The organism is Rhizobium gallicum bv. gallicum R602sp (assembly GCF_000816845.1).
Lineage (GTDB): Bacteria > Pseudomonadota > Alphaproteobacteria > Rhizobiales > Rhizobiaceae > Rhizobium > Rhizobium gallicum.
The window spans coordinates 1,560,601-1,580,317 of sequence record NZ_CP006877.1; the positions used below are offsets into that span (position 1 = coordinate 1,560,601).

Below are 19,717 nucleotides of genomic sequence, written 5' to 3' on the forward strand. Positions count from 1 at the left end.
CTTGCGCAATCCCGCCGAAAGCCTTAAACGGCGGCACTAAACCGGCTCGCCGGGGTCACCCATTTCGTTCACAGGAAGCATTCAAATGGCAAAGAGTAAGTTTGAGCGCAACAAGCCGCACGTTAACATCGGCACGATCGGCCACGTTGACCACGGCAAGACGTCTCTGACGGCGGCGATCACGAAGTACTTCGGCGAGTTCAAGGCGTATGACCAGATCGACGCTGCGCCGGAAGAAAAGGCTCGCGGGATCACGATTTCGACGGCGCATGTCGAGTATGAGACGGCCAACCGCCACTACGCGCACGTCGACTGCCCCGGCCACGCCGACTACGTCAAGAACATGATCACCGGTGCCGCACAGATGGACGGCGCGATCCTGGTGTGCTCGGCTGCCGACGGCCCGATGCCGCAGACCCGCGAACACATCCTGCTCGCCCGCCAGGTCGGCGTTCCGGCAATCGTCGTGTTCCTGAACAAGGTCGACCAGGTCGACGACGCCGAGCTTCTCGAGCTCGTCGAGCTGGAAGTGCGCGAACTGCTGTCGTCCTACGACTTCCCGGGCGACGACATCCCGGTTGTCAAGGGTTCGGCGTTGGCTGCTCTTGAAGATTCCGACAAGAAGATTGGCGAAGACGCGATCCGCGAACTGATGGCCCAGGTCGACGCCTACATCCCGACGCCTGAGCGTCCGATCGACCAGCCGTTCCTGATGCCGATCGAAGACGTGTTCTCGATCTCGGGCCGCGGTACGGTCGTGACCGGCCGCGTCGAGCGCGGTATCGTCAAGGTTGGCGAAGAAGTCGAGATCGTCGGCATCCGCCCGACCTCGAAGACGACGGTGACCGGCGTTGAAATGTTCCGCAAGCTGCTTGACCAGGGCCAGGCCGGCGACAACATCGGCGCACTGATCCGCGGCGTGAACCGCGACGGCGTCGAGCGTGGCCAGATCCTGTGCAAGCCGGGTTCGGTGAAGCCGCACAAGAAGTTCAAGGCTGAAGCCTACATCCTGACGAAGGAAGAAGGCGGCCGTCATACGCCGTTCTTCACCAACTACCGTCCGCAGTTCTACTTCCGCACGACGGACGTGACGGGCATCGTGACGCTGCCGGAAGGCACCGAAATGGTGATGCCGGGCGACAACGTCACGGTTGACGTCGAGCTGATCGTGCCGATCGCCATGGAAGAAAAGCTGCGCTTCGCCATCCGCGAAGGCGGCCGCACCGTCGGCGCCGGTATCGTTGCATCGATCGTAGAGTAATCTTCGCATTAGCTTGGATTGAAAGAAGCCCCGCTGGAAACGGCGGGGCTTTTGCGTTGCATTATTGTTGACGTTCGGACGTCGAATCGCCACCGATACGGATCATCGGTTCGGCAAGTCCTTCAAAGCCTCGCCGGATTGTAGATGTGGCCCTACGACATCAAGATCTAGGCCCGCGCTGGAAGAGGTGCTGGCCGGAGTCCTGGAAGTGGAAGCAGCATAGGCGAAATCTGACCGTGGCTTCTAAATCGCCACGCCTTCACCTTGCGCCCTGTGGCGGAGCCTTTATCTATTTCTTCTATCTGATGCGGAGGAGATTTCATGAAGAAGCGTATTCTCTTTACCGGCGGTTCGGGCAAGGCCGGACGTCATGTCGTGCCTTGGCTGGTGAATGCCGGCTATGAGGTTCACAATGTCGATCTGGTGCCGCTCGACAGCCCCGGCGTCACCAACCTGATTGCCGACATCACCGACAGCGGCCAGGTCTTCAACGCGCTGTCCATGCATCGCGATCTTCCCGATCTGGAGCCGGGCAACGGCGTCCAAGGCTTCGACGCTGTCGTGCATTTCGCTGCGATACCGCGCATTCAGATCAAAACGGACAATGAGACGTTCCGCATCAACACGATGGGTACTTACAATGTCCTCGAGGCAGCGGTGAAGCTCGGCGTCAGGAAGATCATCCTTGCCTCCAGCGAGACCACCTATGGCGTCTGCTTCGCCGAAGGGAAGAAGGATTTCCATCAGTTTCCGCTGGAGGAGGACTACGACGTCGATCCAATGGACAGCTACGGTCTGTCGAAGGTGCTGAACGAAAAGACGGCGCGCGCTTTTGCCGAGCGGTCCGGTGCCGATATCTATGCCTTGCGCATCGGAAACGTCATCGAGCCGCATGAATATGACAGGTTTCCCGGCTTCATCGCCAATCCCGAGACGCGCCGGCGCAACGCGTGGAACTATGTCGACGCCCGCGATCTCGCGCAGGTCGTCCATTTATGCATCGAAAAGAGCGGATTGGGCTTCCAGGTCTTCAATGCGGTGAACGACACCGTGACTGCCAATATGCCGTCGAAGGAACTCGCCAAACGCTTCTTTCCGAACGTGCCCTTCACCCGCGAGATCGGGGAGCATGAGGGGCTGCTTTCCAACCGCAAGATCCGCGAAGTCCTCGGCTTCAAGGAAGAGCACGACTGGCGCAAATATGTGAAGCTCTGACCGCAGGCCATGCCGGGGTGATGCGGATTGGGAAAAATCGAAAATCGCACTTGCATATCCCGTGCCACCGTCTTAAAGGGAGCGCCATGCTTGCAGGAAGCGCTTCGACCCTCATGGTCAAAGGGCTGAATGTAAAGCGTAAAGGGGTATAGCTCAGCTGGTAGAGCGGCGGTCTCCAAAACCGCAGGTCGGGGGTTCGAGCCCCTCTGCCCCTGCCATCTTCTTCGAAGGGAAAGCGCGGACGTTCTCGCAGCGGTCCGTCGGGGAGGGTATTATGGCAAATTTCGCTAGACGTCGGTTTTCCTCTTGTGCAATTGGGAATCGGTGTTTATGTAGGGTTCAACAGACACGCGGTGCGTGGGGCTGATATGTTCAGCTTTACGTGCCGTAATTGCGTGGGCAGTCGATGGCATCCAAATCTAATCCGTTTGCGTTCCTACAGCAGGTTCGCACCGAAACGTCCAAGGTTACCTGGCCGTCTCGCCGCGAGACTATGATCTCGACGATCATGGTTCTGGTGATGGTCGTCTTTGCCGCGCTGTTTTTCTTTGCTGCTGACCAGCTGATTGGCTGGGCTTTGAGCTACGTGCTCAACACCGGCAACTGATCGGGTGGAGATATAAGATGGCGGCACGTTGGTATATCGTCCACGCGTATTCGAATTTTGAGAAGAAGGTGGCTGAATCCATCGAGGAGAAGGCCAGGCAGAAGGGGCTCGAGCATCTCTTCGAAAAGATCCTCGTGCCGACCGAGAAGGTGGTTGAGGTGCGCCGCGGCCGCAAGGTCGACAGCGAGCGCAAGTTCTTTCCGGGCTATGTCATGGTTCGAGCAAACCTGACGGACGAGGCCTACCATCTCATCAAGAACACGCCGAAGGTCACTGGTTTCCTCGGCTCCGACAACAAGCCCGTTCCGATTCCGGACTCCGAAGCCGAGCGCATTCTCGGCCAGGTCCAGGAAGGTGTCGAGCGGCCGAAGGCTTCGGTTACCTTCGAGGTTGGCGAACAGGTCCGCGTTTCCGACGGCCCGTTCGCGTCGTTCAACGGCACGGTTCAGGATGTGGACGAAGAGCGTTCGCGCCTGAAGGTGGAAGTGTCGATCTTCGGCCGTGCAACGCCGGTCGAGCTGGAATACGGTCAGGTCGAAAAGGTCTGATTTTTGAGATGGAAGTCGGTCAGTACTGACCGGCTTCTGCGCGGCGATAGCCGCCAACCGCGTGGAAGGTGAGGGGTCTTAGCCGGGCCTTAAAATCCGCACCACGCAACCGCAGCCGCCGGAGAAATCCGGCATCACTGGCCGGGCAACCGGTCATCAATGAAAGGCAGAGAGTTATGGCTAAGAAAGTTGCAGGCCAGCTCAAGCTTCAGGTCAAGGCAGGATCGGCAAACCCGTCCCCGCCGATCGGCCCGGCGCTTGGTCAGCGTGGCATCAATATCATGGAATTCTGCAAGGCGTTCAATGCCGCCACGCAGGAAATGGAAAAGGGTATGCCGATCCCGGTTGTCATCACCTACTACCAGGACAAGTCCTTTACCTTCGTGATGAAGCAGCCGCCCGTCAGCTACTTCCTTAAGAAGGAAGCGAAGATCCAGTCCGGTTCGAAGACGCCCGGCAAGGGCTCTGTCGCTGGCAAGCTGACCAAGGCTCAGGTCAAGGCGATTGCCGAAGCGAAGATGAAGGACCTTAACGCAGCAGATATCGAGGGTGCAATGGCGATGATCGAGGGCTCTGCCCGCGCCATGGGCCTGGAAGTGGTAGGTTAAGACCATGGCTGGCAAGCGCACCAAGAAGATCAACGAAGGTGTTGATCCCACGAAGCTCTACGCTCTGAACCTTGCTATCGGCATGGTCAAGGACCGGGCTGTCGCCAAGTTCGATGAAACCATCGAAGTCGCCATGAACCTCGGCGTCGATCCGCGTCACGCAGACCAGATGGTCCGCGGCGTGGTCAACCTTCCGAACGGTACGGGCCGTGACGTTCGCGTCGCCGTTTTCGCGCGCGGCGCCAAGGCTGACGAAGCCAAGGCAGCCGGTGCTGACATCGTCGGCGCAGAAGAGCTGGTCGAAATCGTCCAGGGCGGCAAGATCGATTTCGATCGTGTCATCGCGACCCCCGACATGATGCCGCTCGTCGGCCGTCTCGGTAAGGTACTCGGCCCGCGCGGCATGATGCCGAACCCGAAGGTCGGAACGGTCACCATGGACGTTGCCGGGGCGGTCAAGGCCTCCAAGGGTGGCGCCGTCGAATTCCGTGTCGAGAAGGCTGGTATCGTTCACGCCGGGATCGGCAAGGCATCCTTCGATGCAAAGGCTCTGGAAGAAAACATCCGTGCCTTCGCTGATGCGGTCATCAAGGCGAAGCCGGCTGGCGCAAAGGGCAACTACGTCAAGCGCGTAGCGATCTCTTCGACCATGGGCCCGGGCGTCAAGATCGACCCGTCGTCGGTCACGGCCGCTTAACGAATTTCATCGGGCTTTGCCCGGTGGCAAGAATTCCGGCCTCGAAAGGGGCCGGAATATTCCGGAGCAATCCGGAATCCTGTCCGAGATTGCAGGTGGTTTTCCCTTAATCACTTCGGCCTGCATGAGACGGGTAAGACCCGAATTTCGATGAAGCTCAGCTTCATGGATTTGGTTCGAGCCTTGGATGCCTTGTGCCTTCGGCCTTTTGGCGCGAAGCGCGAGGGGACAGGATCCTCAAGCGCCGCTTGGGATCGCTTCTGATCCCGGGAGGCAAAGGCAACCCGGTGGGTCCGTTTCACGGTCCCGCCAACTGGAGATAGGCAGTGGAAAGAGCGGAAAAACGCGAATTCGTCACGGAACTGAACGAAGTCTTCAAGGCTTCGGGCTCGGTTGTCGTGGCCCACTATGCTGGTGCTACAGTCGCGCAGATGAACGACTTCCGTTCGAAGATGCGCGCTGCTGGCGGCACCGTCAGAGTCGCGAAGAACCGCCTGGCCAAGATCGCCCTTCAGGGTACGGAAGCGGAAGGGATTTCCAATCTCTTCACCGGTCAGACGCTGATTGCATACAGCGCCGATCCGATCACCGCTCCGAAAGTCGTCGTGGATTTCGCCAAGGGCAACGACAAGATCGTTGTGCTCGGCGGCGCCATGGGAACAACCACGCTCAACGCCGATGCAGTCAAGTCGCTTGCGACCCTGCCGTCGTTGGACGAACTGCGCGCGAAGCTGCTGGGCATGATCCAGACACCGGCTACCCGCATCGCAGGCGTTGTTGCAGCACCGGCAAGCCAGCTTGCCCGAGTGTTTTCGGCTTACGCCAAGAAGGACGAAGCCGCTTAAGGCGGTTTTTCGCTGTTTATAGAAAACCGGTTCGAACCGAACAAAAGGAACTGATAAAATGGCTGATCTCGCAAAGATCGTAGACGACCTCTCCTCGCTGACCGTTCTGGAAGCTGCAGAACTGTCCAAGCTTCTCGAAGAAAAGTGGGGCGTTTCCGCTGCTGCTCCGGTAGCTGTTGCTGCCGCTGCTGGTGGTGCTGGTGGCGCTGCTGCCGCTGCTGAAGAAGAAAAGACCGAGTTCGACGTCATCCTCACGGATGCCGGCGCCAACAAGATCAACGTCATCAAGGAAGTCCGCGCCATCACCGGCCTCGGCCTCAAGGAAGCCAAGGACCTCGTTGAAGCCGCTCCGAAGGCTGTCAAGGAAGCCGTCTCCAAGGCTGAAGCCGCTGACATCAAGAAGAAGCTTGAAGACGCTGGCGCAAAGGCCGACGTCAAGTAATCTTGAACTGCATCTGGGAGGCGGTCTTCACCGTCTCCCATTTGCCGTTTTTGTGAACGAATTACCCAAAAGCCGCGTGAAAACGGCTTTTGGGTAATGGGTTCTTCAAGAGCATGGTCTCGAACCGAAGCGCACGGCAATCCGGCCATGTGGCTTCGGGAAGTGGGACGAGATTGAATTATCCATTGATCGACGGGATCGCCTGGCCAGCGGTTCCCGTCCGTTGCAGGCCCGGATGCAATTTTGAAGGAGCGACGATGGCTCAGACCCTTTCGTTCAACGGTCGTAGGCGCGTACGCAAGTTTTTTGGTAAAATCCCCGAAGTCGCAGAAATGCCGAACCTCATCGAGGTTCAGAAGGCGTCCTACGACCAATTCCTGATGGTAGAAGAGCCCAAGGGCGGCCGCCCTGACGAAGGCCTTCAGGCCGTCTTCAAGTCAGTTTTCCCGATCACGGACTTCTCCGGCGCTTCGATGCTGGAATTCGTGTCCTATGAGTTCGAACCGCCGAAGTTCGACGTCGACGAATGCCGCCAGCGCGACCTGACCTATGCCGCGCCGCTGAAGGTTACCCTCCGTCTCATCGTGTTCGATATCGACGAGGATACCGGCGCGAAGTCGATCAAGGACATCAAGGAACAGTCCGTCTACATGGGTGACATGCCGCTCATGACGAACAACGGCACGTTCATCGTGAACGGCACCGAGCGCGTGATCGTGTCCCAGATGCACCGTTCGCCGGGCGTCTTCTTCGACCATGACAAGGGCAAGAGCCATTCTTCCGGCAAGCTGCTCTTCGCCGCCCGCGTGATCCCGTATCGCGGCTCCTGGCTCGACATCGAGTTCGACGCCAAAGACATCGTCTATGCCCGTATCGACCGCCGCCGCAAGATTCCAGTGTCGTCGCTGCTGATGGCCCTCGGCATGGATGGCGAGGAAATCCTCGACACCTTCTATACGAAGTCGCTCTACAAGCGCGACGGCGAAGGCTGGCGCATTCCCTTCCAGCCCGAGGCGCTGAAGGGCGCCAAGGCGATCACCGAGATGGTCGACGCCGACACCGGCGAAGTCGTGGTCGAAGCGGGCAAGAAGCTGACCCCGCGTCTGCTCCGCCAGCTTTCCGACAAGGGTCTCAAGGCTCTGAAGGCGACGGACGACGATCTCTACGGCAACTACCTCGCAGAAGACATCGTCAACTACTCGACGGGTGAGATCTATCTCGAAGCCGGCGACGAAATCGACGAAAAGACCCTGCCGGTCATCCTCGCCAACGGTTTCGACGAAATCCCGGTTCTCGGCATCGACCACATCAATGTCGGCGCCTACATCCGCAACACGCTCAACGCCGATAAGAACGAGAACCGCCAGGACGCGCTGTTCGACATCTACCGCGTCATGCGTCCCGGTGAACCGCCGACCATGGAATCGGCCGAAGCCATGTTCAACTCGCTGTTCTTCGATGCGGAGCGTTACGACCTCTCCGCCGTCGGCCGCGTGAAGATGAACATGCGTCTCGACCTCGACGTCGAAGACACCGTCCGCGTCCTGCGCAAGGACGACATCCTGGCCGTAGTCAAGATGCTTGTCGAGCTACGCGACGGCAAGGGCGAGATCGACGACATCGACAACCTTGGCAACCGCCGCGTCCGCTCGGTCGGCGAGCTGATGGAAAACCAGTACCGTCTGGGCCTTTTGCGCATGGAGCGCGCGATCAAGGAGCGCATGTCCTCGATCGAAATCGACACGGTCATGCCGCAGGATCTGATCAACGCGAAGCCGGCAGCTGCTGCCGTTCGCGAATTCTTCGGCTCCTCGCAGCTCTCGCAGTTCATGGACCAGGTCAACCCGCTGTCGGAGATCACCCACAAGCGCCGTCTCTCGGCACTTGGCCCGGGCGGGCTGACCCGCGAGCGCGCCGGCTTTGAAGTCCGCGACGTTCATCCGACCCACTACGGCCGTATTTGCCCGATCGAAACGCCGGAAGGCCCGAACATCGGTCTCATCAACTCGCTGGCGACCTTTGCGCGCGTCAACAAGTACGGCTTCATCGAGAGCCCTTACCGCCGCATCGTCGACGGCAAGGTGACGAACGATGTTCTTTACCTGTCGGCCATGGAAGAGGCGAAGTATTACGTCGCACAGGCCAACGCCGAGCTCGACAAGGACGGTTCCTTCGTTGACGAATTCGTCGTGTGCCGTCACGCTGGCGAAGTCATGCTCGCCCCGCGCGACAGCATGAACCTGATGGACGTCTCGCCGAAGCAGGTCGTTTCGGTCGCAGCCGCTCTTATCCCGTTCCTGGAAAACGACGACGCGAACCGCGCCCTCATGGGCTCGAACATGCAGCGCCAGGCTGTTCCGTTGCTGCGTGCCGAAGCTCCGTTCGTCGGCACCGGCATGGAGCCGGTCGTCGCTCGCGACTCCGGTGCAGCTATCGGCGCCCGCCGCGGTGGCGTCGTTGACCAGGTCGACGCCACGCGTATCGTCATCCGCGCAACGGAAGACCTCGAAGCCGGCAAGTCCGGTGTCGATATCTACCGCCTGCAGAAGTTCCAGCGTTCGAACCAGAACACCTGCGTCAACCAGCGTCCGCTGGTCACCGTCGGTGACGTTGTCAACCGCGGCGACATTCTGGCGGACGGTCCGTCGACCGACCTTGGCGATCTGGCTCTCGGCCGCAACGCGCTCGTCGCGTTCATGCCGTGGAACGGCTACAACTACGAAGATTCGATCCTGCTCTCCGAGCGTATCGTTGCCGACGACGTGTTCACCTCCATCCACATCGAAGAATTCGAAGTGATGGCGCGCGACACGAAGCTTGGTCCGGAAGAAATCACGCGCGATATTCCGAATGTTTCGGAAGAAGCGCTGAAGAATCTCGACGAGGCAGGCATCGTCTACATCGGCGCCGAAGTTCAGCCGGGTGATATCCTTGTCGGCAAGATCACGCCGAAGGGTGAAAGCCCGATGACGCCGGAAGAAAAGCTCCTGCGCGCCATTTTCGGTGAAAAGGCGTCCGACGTCCGCGATACGTCGATGCGCATGCCGCCCGGCACCTACGGCACGATCGTCGAAGTGCGCGTCTTCAACCGCCACGGCGTTGAAAAGGACGAGCGCGCAATGGCAATCGAGCGCGAAGAGATCGAGCGTCTTGCCAAGGACCGCGACGACGAGCAGGCGATTCTCGACCGTAACGTCTACGGCCGTCTGATCGAGATGCTCCGCGGCCAGATGTCCATCGCCGGCCCGAAGGGCTTCAAGAAGGGCACCGAGCTTTCGAACGCCGTGGTCTCCGAATATCCCCGCTCGCAGTGGTGGATGTTCGCAGTCGAGGACGAGAAGGTCCAGAGCGAACTCGAAGCGCTCCGCGGCCAGTACGATGAATCCAAGTCGCGCCTTGAGCAGCGCTTCATGGACAAGGTCGAGAAGGTCCAGCGCGGCGACGAAATGCCTCCTGGCGTCATGAAGATGGTCAAGGTCTTCGTCGCAGTGAAGCGCAAGATCCAGCCGGGCGACAAGATGGCTGGCCGTCACGGCAACAAGGGTGTCGTGTCGCGCATCGTTCCGGTCGAAGACATGCCGTTCCTCGAAGACGGCACGCATGTCGACGTCGTTCTGAACCCGCTGGGCGTGCCTTCGCGCATGAACGTCGGCCAGATCCTCGAGACGCACCTCGGCTGGGCTTGCGCCGGCATGGGCAAGCAGATCGGTGACCTGATCGAAGCCTACAAGGCGAACGGCAATATCGAGCCGTTGCGCAAGACGATCGGCGACGTTGTCGGCGACGGTCCGAAGGCCGAGCAGGTCAAGGACTTCGACGATGACTCGGTTCTGCGTCTTGCCGACCAGTGGAAGCGCGGCGTTTCGATCGCAACGCCGGTCTTTGACGGCGCCCATGAAGGCGATGTCAACGAGATGCTGCGTCTGGCGGGTCTCAAGGATTCCGGTCAGTCGACGCTGTATGACGGCCGTACCGGCGAGCAGTTCGACCGTCAGGTGACCGTGGGCTACATCTACATGCTGAAGCTCAACCACCTGGTCGACGACAAGATCCACGCCCGTTCGATCGGTCCTTACTCGCTCGTGACCCAGCAGCCGCTGGGCGGCAAGGCCCAGTTCGGCGGCCAGCGCTTCGGCGAAATGGAGGTCTGGGCTCTGGAAGCATACGGCGCAGCCTATACGCTGCAGGAAATGCTGACGGTGAAGTCGGACGACGTCGCCGGCCGCACCAAGGTCTACGAAGCCATCGTCCGGGGCGACGATACGTTCGAAGCGGGTATTCCCGAAAGCTTCAACGTTCTCGTCAAGGAAATGCGCTCGCTCGGCCTTTCCGTCGAGTTGGAGAACTCGAAGGTCGAGGATCTGCAGCAGGCGGGCCAGTTGCCGGACGCAGCCGAGTAACCACTTGATAGGGTGTGCGCCTTAAGAGGGCGCACACCGTTCCCGCCATGGCCCCGCAATGTGTCGGCCGGGCAGGGACGTTTCCGCCGCATTGTGCGGTTATTGTCGTTTTTGAGCGTTGGCGCGGCTCCCGGGATTTGCCGCCGACCATCGCAAGCTAAGGGCGCTTTCGCCCATGAAGGAGACAGGCATGAACCAAGAGGTCATGAATCTTTTCAATCCGCAGGTGCCTGCACAGAATTTCGACTCCATCCGGATTTCGATTGCCTCTCCGGAGAAGATCCTTTCCTGGTCCTACGGCGAGATCAAGAAGCCGGAAACCATCAACTACCGCACGTTCAAGCCGGAACGCGATGGTCTCTTCTGCGCGCGCATCTTCGGGCCGATCAAGGACTACGAGTGCCTTTGCGGCAAGTACAAGCGCATGAAGTACAAGGGCATCATCTGCGAAAAGTGCGGCGTCGAAGTCACGCTGTCGCGCGTTCGGCGCGAGCGCATGGGCCATATCGAGCTTGCAGCACCCGTTGCCCACATCTGGTTCCTGAAGTCGCTGCCGAGCCGCATTTCCACGTTGCTCGACATGACGCTGAAGGATGTCGAGCGCGTCCTGTATTTCGAAAACTACATCGTCACCGAGCCGGGCCTCACGGCCCTTAAGGAACATCAGCTCCTCTCGGAAGAAGAGTACATGCTCGCCGTCGACGAATATGGCGAAGACCAGTTCACGGCGATGATCGGCGCTGAAGCCATCTACGAGATGCTGGCATCGATGAACCTCGAGAAGATCGCCGGCGATCTGCGTTCCGAGCTTGCCGACACCACGTCGGATCTCAAGCAGAAGAAGCTGATGAAGCGGCTGAAGATCGTCGAGAACTTCATGGAATCCGGCAACCGTCCGGAATGGATGATCATGAAGGTCGTTCCGGTGATCCCGCCGGATCTGCGTCCGCTGGTTCCGCTCGATGGCGGCCGCTTTGCCACGTCGGACCTGAACGATCTCTATCGGCGCGTCATCAACCGTAACAATCGTCTGAAGCGCCTGATCGAGCTTCGTGCGCCGGGTATCATTATCCGCAACGAAAAGCGCATGTTGCAGGAATCCGTCGATGCGCTGTTCGACAACGGCCGTCGCGGCCGCGTCATCACGGGTGCCAACAAGCGTCCGCTGAAGTCGCTCTCCGACATGCTCAAGGGCAAGCAGGGCCGCTTCCGCCAGAACCTGCTCGGCAAGCGCGTTGACTATTCCGGCCGCTCGGTCATCGTGACCGGTCCGGAGCTGAAGCTGCACCAGTGCGGCCTGCCGAAGAAGATGGCGCTCGAACTCTTCAAGCCGTTCATCTACGCGCGCCTCGACGCCAAGGGTTATTCCTCGACCGTCAAGCAGGCGAAAAAGCTGGTCGAGAAGGAAAAGCCGGAAGTCTGGGATATCCTCGACGAGGTCATCCGCGAGCATCCGGTTCTCTTGAACCGCGCGCCGACGCTGCACCGCCTGGGCATCCAGGCCTTCGAACCCACCCTGGTCGAAGGCAAGGCGATCCAGCTGCATCCGCTCGTTTGCACGGCCTTCAACGCCGACTTCGATGGTGACCAGATGGCCGTCCACGTGCCACTGTCTCTCGAAGCCCAGCTCGAAGCCCGCGTTCTGATGATGTCGACGAACAACATCCTGCACCCGGCCAACGGCGCACCGATCATCGTTCCGTCGCAGGACATGGTTCTCGGCCTCTACTACCTCTCGATCATGAACCAGAACGAGCCGGGCGAAGGCATGGCCTTCTCCGACCTCGGCGAACTGCATCATGCTCTTGAAAGCAAGGTCGTCACGCTGCACACCAAGATCCGTGGCCGCTTCAAGTCGATCAGCGAGGACGGCAAGCCGTACTCCAAGATCTATGAAACGACCCCGGGCCGCCTGCTCATCGGCGAATTGCTGCCGAAGAACGGCAAGGTGCCTTTCGACATCTGCAACCAGGAAATGACCAAGAAGAACATCTCCAAGATGATCGACACGGTCTACCGTCATTGCGGCCAGAAGGACACGGTCATTTTCTGCGACCGCATCATGCAGCTCGGCTTCTCGCATGCCTGCCGCGCCGGCATCTCGTTCGGCAAGGACGACATGGTGATCCCGGATACCAAGGTTAAGATCGTCGGCGATACCGAAGCACTCGTGAAGGAATACGAGCAGCAGTACAACGACGGCCTCATCACGCAGGGCGAAAAGTACAACAAGGTCGTCGATGCCTGGGGCAAGGCCACCGAGAAGGTCGCCGAAGAGATGATGGCCCGCATCAAGGCTATCGAGTTCGACGAAAAGACCGGCCGCCAGAAGCCTATGAACTCGATCTACATGATGAGCCACTCGGGCGCCCGCGGTTCGCCGAACCAGATGCGTCAGCTGGGCGGCATGCGCGGCCTGATGGCTAAGCCGTCGGGCGAAATCATCGAGACGCCGATCATCTCGAACTTCAAGGAAGGCCTGACCGTCAACGAGTACTTCAACTCGACGCACGGCGCCCGTAAGGGACTGGCAGACACCGCCTTGAAGACGGCAAACTCGGGCTACCTGACCCGCCGTCTCGTCGACGTCGCGCAGGATTGCATCGTCAACTCCGTGGATTGCGGCACCGACAAGGGCCTCACCATGACTGCGATCGTCGATGCCGGCCAGGTCGTTGCCTCGCTCGGCGCACGTATCCTCGGCCGTACGGCACTCGACAACATCGATCACCCGGTCACCGGCGAGCGCATCGTCGATGCCGGCAAGATGATCCTCGAGCCAGATGTCGTCGAGATCGAAAAAGCTGGTATCCAGTCGATCCGCATCCGTTCGGCACTGACCTGCGAAATCCAGACAGGCGTCTGCTCTGTCTGCTACGGCCGCGACCTTGCTCGCGGTACGCCGGTCAACATGGGCGAAGCGGTCGGCGTCATCGCGGCTCAGTCGATCGGCGAGCCAGGCACGCAGCTCACCATGCGTACCTTCCACCTTGGCGGTACGGCCACCGTGGTCGACCAGTCGTTCCTGGAGGCCTCGTATGAAGGAACGGTTCAGATCAAGAACCGCAACCTTCTGCGGAACTCCGAAGGCATCCTCGTTGCCATGGGCCGCAACATGACCGTCCAGATCCTGGACGAGCGTGGCGTTGAGCGCTCCTCGCAGCGCGTTGCCTACGGTTCTAAGCTGTATGTGGACGAGGGCGACAAGGTAAAGCGCGGCCAGCGTCTGGCTGAGTGGGATCCGTACACCCGTCCGATAATGACGGAACTGGCCGGTACCGTTCAGTTCGAAGACGTTGTCGACGGTCTCTCCGTCCTCGAAGCGACCGACGAATCCACGGGGATCACCAAGCGTCAGGTCATCGACTGGCGTTCGACCCCGCGTGGTTCGGACCTCAAGCCGGCAATTGTCATCAAGGACGCAAGCGGCAATGTCGCGAAGCTGTCTCGCGGCGGCGATGCCCGCTTCCTGCTTTCGGTCGACGCGATCCTTTCGGTCGAGCCAGGCCAGAAGGTCTCCCAGGGTGACGTGCTTGCACGTTCGCCGCTGGAAAGCGCCAAGACCAAGGACATCACCGGCGGTCTGCCGCGCGTTGCCGAACTCTTCGAAGCCCGCCGCCCGAAGGATCATGCCATCATCGCTGAGATCGATGGTACGATCCGCCTCGGCCGCGACTACAAGAACAAGCGCCGCGTCATCATCGAGCCGGCGGAAGACGGTGTCGAGCCGGTCGAATACCTGATCCCGAAGGGCAAGCCCTTCCACCTTCAGGAAGGCGACTATATCGAAAAGGGCGACTACATCCTCGACGGCAACCCGGCACCGCATGACATCCTGGCGATCAAGGGCGTGGAGGCTCTGGCTTCCTACCTCGTCAACGAGATCCAGGAAGTCTACCGCTTGCAGGGCGTTGTCATCAACGACAAGCACATCGAAGTGATTGTCCGTCAGATGCTGCAGAAGGTGGAAATCACCGATGCTGGCGACTCGACTTATATCGTCGGCGACAACGTCGACCGTATCGAGCTCGAGGACGTCAACGACGGCCTGATCGAGCAGGGCAAGAAGCCTGCCTATGGCGAGCCGGTTCTTCTGGGCATCACCAAGGCGTCGCTGCAGACCCCGTCCTTCATCTCCGCCGCTTCCTTCCAGGAAACGACGAAGGTGCTGACGGAAGCTGCGATCGCCGGCAAGACCGACGGCCTGCAGGGTCTCAAGGAAAACGTCATCGTCGGACGCCTCATCCCGGCCGGTACCGGCGGCACCATGACGGCGATCCGCCGTATCGCGACGTCGCGCGATGAGATGATCCTCGAAGAGCGTCGCAAGGGCACGGGCGCGGATGCCGCAACCCCGATGCTCCAGGACATGGCCGGCGAAAACGCTTCGGCTGCCGAATAACCGGCAGCCCGGCCTCAGAACTGAAAAACCGCCCGGAGCGATCCGGGCGGTTTTTTGTTTGATTTCGCGGCGGCGGGGAGGCCGAAAATAGTTCTCCATTTTTCTTGATAACGACTACGGACTCGCCCCCATATAGCTTACGGAGTCGTTCACATGGCACGGAACCGCATGTAGCTTTTCGATGATAGGAAAAGACACGCATCGCGCGATGCCGCTTTGGCCCGCGGGATGACCAGGTCGAAGCCGGCTGCAACCGGCAGCGACGTTCTTGCCGAGCTGAAAGACCGCATAATCGTTTCGTCGAAGGTGCATATTGTGCACGTCGCCAACAGCGCGATGAACTACGAAGCGATCGCAACTTCCCAGCTTGGGGTTGTTAGGGAAGCAGGATGAGGCAATTGTGCATTCCGTAGCCGAGCCTGGCCTTTGCTGCTGCGATATCAATCCAGAAAAAGCGGAGCAGGATCGGCCCGCCGCCGTCGAATGGTGTCATCTCGTGATGAAGCCAGGTCTCGGGGTAGGGCCCTCCAATATCGGCATGATAGTAATGCCGCCGGTGGCAGATGGCGGCACCGTTCTTGATGAAGCGGTAGTCATCGATTGCAAGCGGACGAAGCGTGTTGCTCAGCGCAAGACCTGTCTCTTCGGCGAATTCGCGGGCTGCCGCTTGCTCAGGGTCTTCGCCGGGTTCGACCGTCCCGCCCGGAACCTGCAGTTCGATCTCCGGAAAATCCGGCTCGTCGAAAACCAGGAGCCGACGGCGCCAGGTGGCGTAGATCAGCACCTTTTGCGCATCGGGCCGAGCCATGTCTTCAGTTGAAGCGGATGATCGCGACTTCGCCTTCGAGCGCGCCTTGGTACGCCGAGGCATGCGGTTCTTCGTCGGGAACGTCGGTCAGCATGCCGATCTGGTCGAGGTCGGCTTCGATGAAGCCTTCTTCGGCAAGGGCGTTCAGCGCCTCGCGCACTGCGCTGTCGTCGTCGGCCGCCTTCAACATCACGTGCAGGTCGACGCCCTCGGCGCCATCGGACTCGTAGCCCTTGCCGATGATGATGAAGATCATCGGGCCTACGGAATTATTGTCGTTGTCGGGCTTCTCGATCATTCATCGGTCCTTTGGATATCTGGCGATTCGAAACTCGAATCCGTTTTTTGACAGGCGCGTGGCCTGCGATCGCTGATTCCTTATCCGTTTTTGCAGCGATGCCCAAGTTCAACTTGGCATGCGGTGACCGTTGCGTCTAAAAGCGTTCAAAGAGCGCACGGAGCCCGGGTTTCAAGGCGATCCGCCGAAGATTATTTCTTAACCGGCCTTGACGAACCAGCGGGAAACCAGTAGTACCCGCGCCATCGGAACCCATGTGAGGCATGGCTGTCCGGGGCGTCTCGTCCTGGAGTTCTCCTCAAACAAGGTTCGAAACGCACGTTGAAGATTTGATGCCTGCACGCATGACGCATGTCTTTTTGCGTCCTCTGCCTTCAGTGGTCCATCTGCGCAAGCAGATCGGGCCACATTTTGCGCATTGACGACAGCCGTGTGATCTTGCCGGAGACGGCGCGAGTTACGCCCGCAAGGGTTTGAGAGATAAACGTAAGGGATGGTTGAATGCCTACCGTAAACCAGCTGATCCGCAAGCCTCGCCAGGCAAGTGTAAAGCGTAACAAGGTTCCTGCGCTGCAGGAAAACCCGCAGAAGCGCGGCGTTTGCACCCGCGTCTACACCACGACGCCGAAGAAGCCGAACTCGGCTCTGCGTAAGGTTGCCAAGATCCGCCTCACCAACGGCTTCGAAGTCATTGGTTACATTCCCGGCGAAGGTCACAACCTTCAGGAACACTCCGTCGTCATGATCCGTGGCGGCCGCGTGAAGGACCTTCCGGGTGTCCGTTACCACATCATCCGCGGCGTTCTCGATACCCAGGGTGTCAAGAACCGCAAGCAGCGCCGTTCGAAGTACGGTGCGAAGCGTCCGAAGTAATTCGGTTTTGGTTTTCCGGCGCTGCGCGAGGTTCTCCGCGTGGTAAAGCGCCTTAACAGTTGAAGAGACGAGAAGTATGTCCCGACGTCACAGAGCAGAAAAGCGCGAGATCAACCCGGACCCGAAGTTCGGCGATCTGGTTGTCACGAAGTTCATGAATGCCATCATGCTCGACGGCAAGAAGTCCGTTGCTGAAAACATCGTATACGGCGCATTCGACGTCGTGCAGGGCAAGTCCAAGCAGGAGCCGATTGCGGTTTTCCACGCTGCGCTCGATAACATCGCCCCGCACGTCGAAGTCCGCTCGCGCCGCGTCGGTGGTGCGACCTACCAGGTCCCGGTCGACGTCCGTCCGGAGCGCCGTCAGGCCCTCGCCATTCGCTGGCTGATCGCTGCTGCCCGCAAGCGCAACGAAACGACCATGGTTGACCGCCTCTCGGGCGAGCTTCTCGATGCATCCAACAACCGCGGCAGTGCCGTCAAGAAGCGCGAAGACACGCACAAGATGGCTGATGCCAACCGTGCGTTCTCGCACTATCGCTGGTAATTCCGAACGGTATCGAAAGGCAGTCCACAATGGCTCGCGAATATAAAATCGAAGACTACCGCAATTTCGGTATCATGGCGCACATCGACGCCGGCAAGACCACGACCACCGAACGTATTCTTTATTACACCGGTAAGTCGCACAAGATCGGCGAAGTCCACGACGGCGCAGCCACCATGGACTGGATGGAGCAGGAGCAGGAGCGTGGCATCACGATCACCTCCGCTGCGACCACGACCTTCTGGAAGGGCCGTGACGGCAAGATGCGCCGCTTCAACATCATTGACACCCCCGGCCACGTCGACTTCACCATCGAAGTCGAGCGTTCGCTGCGCGTTCTCGACGGCGCCATCGCGCTTCTCGATGCCAACGCAGGTGTCGAGCCGCAGACTGAAACCGTCTGGCGCCAGGCCGAGAAATATCACGTTCCGCGCATGATCTTCTGCAACAAGATGGACAAGACCGGTGCGGATTTTTACCGCTCGGTCGAGATGATCAAGACCCGTCTCGGCGCGACGGCTGTCGTCATGCAGCTGCCGATCGGCGCAGAAACCGAGTTCAAGGGCGTTGTCGATCTGATCGAGATGAACGCTCTCATCTGGCGCGACGAATCGCTCGGCGCACAGTGGGACGTCGTCGAAATTCCGGAAGACATGAAGGCCAAGGCTGAAGAATATCGCGAAAAGCTGATCGAGACGGTTGTCGAGATCGACGAAGCCGCAATGGAAGCCTACCTCGAAGGCAACATGCCGGACAACGATCAGATCCGTGCGCTCGTTCGCCGCGGCACCATCGACGTCAAGTTCCATCCGATGTTCTGCGGTACTGCCTTCAAGAACAAGGGCGTTCAGCCGCTGCTCGACGCAGTCGTCGATTACCTGCCGTCGCCGCTCGACATTCCGGCGATCAAGGGTATCGACGTGAAGACGGAAGCTGAAATCGAGCGTCACCCCGATGACGCCGAGCCGCTCTCCATGCTCGCCTTCAAGATCATGAACGACCCCTTCGTCGGTTCGCTCACCTTTGCCCGCATCTATTCCGGCAAGCTCGAGAAGGGCGCGTCGGTCATGAACACGGTCAAGGACAAGCGCGAGCGCGTCGGCCGCATGCTGCAGATGCATTCCAATTCGCGAGAAGACATCGAAGAAGCCTTCGCCGGCGACATCGTTGCTCTCGCAGGCCTCAAGGAAACCACCACTGGCGATACGCTGTGTGATCCGCTGAAGCCGGTCATCCTCGAGCGCATGGAATTCCCCGAGCCGGTCATCCAGATCGCCATCGAGCCGAAGACCAAGGGCGACCAGGAAAAGATGGGCCTCGCGCTCAACCGCCTGGCTGCCGAAGACCCGTCCTTCCGCGTGAAGACGGACCAGGAATCGGGCCAGACGATCATCGCCGGCATGGGTGAACTTCACCTCGATATCATCGTTGACCGCATGCGCCGCGAGTTCAAGGTTGAAGCAACCGTCGGTGCGCCGCAGGTTGCCTACCGCGAAACCATCACGAAGACGCACGAAGAAGACTACACGCACAAGAAGCAGTCCGGTGGTACCGGCCAGTTCGCGCGCGTCAAGATCATCTTCGAACCGAACCCGGAAGGCGACGAATTCAAGTTCGAGTCCAAGATCGTCGGCGGTGCTGTTCCGAAGGAATACATCCCGGGCGTTCAGAAGGGCATCGAAAGCGTTCTGACCTCCGGTCCGCTCGCAGGCTTCCCGATGCTCGGCGTCAAGGCGACGCTGATCGACGGTGCCTTCCACGATGTCGACTCGTCGGTCCTGGCGTTCGAAATCGCCTCGCGCGCTTGCTTCCGTGAGGCAGCGAAGAAAGCTGGCGCTCAGCTGCTGGAGCCGATGATGAAGGTCGAAGTCGTGACGCCGGAAGACTATGTCGGCGACGTCATCGGCGACCTGAACTCGCGCCGTGGTCAGATCCAGGGCCAGGAGAGCCGCGGCATCGCCGTCGTCATCAACGCGAACGTTCCGTTGGCGAACATGTTCAAGTACGTCGACAACCTGCGCTCCATGTCGCAGGGCCGCGCTCAGTACACGATGACCTTCGATCACTATGCGCCGGTTCCGTCGAACGTCGCAACTGAAATCCAGGCAAAGTATTCCGGTCAGAAGTGACCGGAATACCAATTGACCGATAACAAGAATTAGATCC

Annotated in this window: 15 protein-coding genes and 1 tRNA gene; 14 read left to right on the forward strand and 2 right to left on the reverse strand. The window is 59.6% G+C overall.

Going from position 1 to position 19,717, the window contains the following annotated elements; all coding sequences use genetic code 11:
- Window positions 1–85 precede the first annotated feature (85 nt).
- The 11 genes from tuf to rpoC all read left to right on the forward strand — a co-directional run bounded on the left by tuf (window position 86) and on the right by rpoC (window position 15,025).
- Entirely contained in the window at window positions 86–1,261 is a 1,176-nt protein-coding gene (gene tuf, locus RGR602_RS07695; RefSeq protein WP_039844630.1) for an elongation factor Tu, read from the forward strand.
- A 321-nt stretch (window positions 1,262–1,582) separates the two neighbouring features.
- Window positions 1,583–2,476 carry an NAD-dependent epimerase/dehydratase family protein gene (locus tag RGR602_RS07700; RefSeq protein ID WP_039844631.1) on the forward strand — a complete coding sequence of 298 codons (894 nt, stop codon included), beginning with the start codon at window positions 1,583–1,585 and terminating at the stop codon, window positions 2,474–2,476.
- A 142-nt stretch (window positions 2,477–2,618) separates the two neighbouring features.
- Window positions 2,619–2,694: transfer RNA gene (locus RGR602_RS07705), tRNA-Trp, on the forward strand.
- Window positions 2,695–2,882: 188 nt separating this feature from the next.
- Window positions 2,883–3,083, forward strand: a complete 201-nt coding sequence (secE, locus tag RGR602_RS07710) for a preprotein translocase subunit SecE (RefSeq protein WP_039844632.1) — start codon at window positions 2,883–2,885, stop codon at window positions 3,081–3,083.
- Window positions 3,084–3,100: 17 nt separating this feature from the next.
- Window positions 3,101–3,631, forward strand: coding sequence for a transcription termination/antitermination protein NusG (gene nusG, locus RGR602_RS07715; protein ID WP_022719204.1), 531 nt, complete (start codon window positions 3,101–3,103; stop codon window positions 3,629–3,631).
- 176 nt (window positions 3,632–3,807) lie between these two features.
- On the forward strand, window positions 3,808–4,239 hold the full coding sequence (gene rplK / locus RGR602_RS07720) for a 50S ribosomal protein L11 (protein ID WP_022719203.1): 432 nt from the start codon (window positions 3,808–3,810) through the stop codon (window positions 4,237–4,239).
- Between the two features lie 4 nt (window positions 4,240–4,243).
- Window positions 4,244–4,936 carry a 50S ribosomal protein L1 gene (gene rplA, locus RGR602_RS07725; RefSeq protein ID WP_039844633.1) on the forward strand — a complete coding sequence of 231 codons (693 nt, stop codon included), beginning with the start codon at window positions 4,244–4,246 and terminating at the stop codon, window positions 4,934–4,936.
- Between the two features lie 326 nt (window positions 4,937–5,262).
- Window positions 5,263–5,781: a 50S ribosomal protein L10 gene (gene rplJ / locus RGR602_RS07730; RefSeq protein WP_022719201.1), complete on the forward strand. Its 519-nt coding sequence runs from the start codon at window positions 5,263–5,265 to the stop codon at window positions 5,779–5,781.
- 58 nt (window positions 5,782–5,839) lie between these two features.
- Window positions 5,840–6,223, forward strand: a complete 384-nt coding sequence (gene rplL / locus RGR602_RS07735; RefSeq protein WP_022719200.1) for a 50S ribosomal protein L7/L12 — start codon at window positions 5,840–5,842, stop codon at window positions 6,221–6,223.
- Between the two features lie 257 nt (window positions 6,224–6,480).
- Complete coding sequence (gene rpoB / locus RGR602_RS07740) at window positions 6,481–10,623, forward strand: DNA-directed RNA polymerase subunit beta (RefSeq protein WP_039844634.1); 4,143 nt, start codon at window positions 6,481–6,483, stop codon at window positions 10,621–10,623.
- A gap of 190 nt (window positions 10,624–10,813) precedes the next feature.
- Window positions 10,814–15,025: a DNA-directed RNA polymerase subunit beta' gene (gene rpoC / locus RGR602_RS07745; RefSeq protein ID WP_039844635.1), complete on the forward strand. Its 4,212-nt coding sequence runs from the start codon at window positions 10,814–10,816 to the stop codon at window positions 15,023–15,025.
- Window positions 15,026–15,401: 376 nt separating this feature from the next.
- Here the strand turns inward: rpoC and RGR602_RS07750 are convergent, their stop codons facing one another.
- Window positions 15,402–15,833, reverse strand: a complete 432-nt coding sequence (locus RGR602_RS07750; RefSeq protein WP_039844636.1) for an NUDIX hydrolase — start codon at window positions 15,831–15,833, stop codon at window positions 15,402–15,404.
- A gap of 4 nt (window positions 15,834–15,837) precedes the next feature.
- Complete coding sequence (locus RGR602_RS07755; RefSeq protein ID WP_022719195.1) at window positions 15,838–16,131, reverse strand: hypothetical protein; 294 nt, start codon at window positions 16,129–16,131, stop codon at window positions 15,838–15,840.
- Between the two features lie 501 nt (window positions 16,132–16,632).
- Between RGR602_RS07755 and rpsL the strand changes: the two genes are divergently transcribed.
- The 3 genes from rpsL (at window position 16,633) to fusA (ending at window position 19,680) form a co-directional block, all read left to right on the forward strand.
- Window positions 16,633–17,004 carry a 30S ribosomal protein S12 gene (gene rpsL, locus RGR602_RS07760; RefSeq protein WP_022719193.1) on the forward strand — a complete coding sequence of 124 codons (372 nt, stop codon included), beginning with the start codon at window positions 16,633–16,635 and terminating at the stop codon, window positions 17,002–17,004.
- A gap of 76 nt (window positions 17,005–17,080) precedes the next feature.
- Window positions 17,081–17,551 carry a 30S ribosomal protein S7 gene (rpsG, locus tag RGR602_RS07765; RefSeq protein WP_022719192.1) on the forward strand — a complete coding sequence of 157 codons (471 nt, stop codon included), beginning with the start codon at window positions 17,081–17,083 and terminating at the stop codon, window positions 17,549–17,551.
- Window positions 17,552–17,580: 29 nt separating this feature from the next.
- Window positions 17,581–19,680: an elongation factor G gene (gene fusA / locus RGR602_RS07770; RefSeq protein ID WP_039844637.1), complete on the forward strand. Its 2,100-nt coding sequence runs from the start codon at window positions 17,581–17,583 to the stop codon at window positions 19,678–19,680.
- Window positions 19,681–19,717 lie beyond the last annotated feature (37 nt).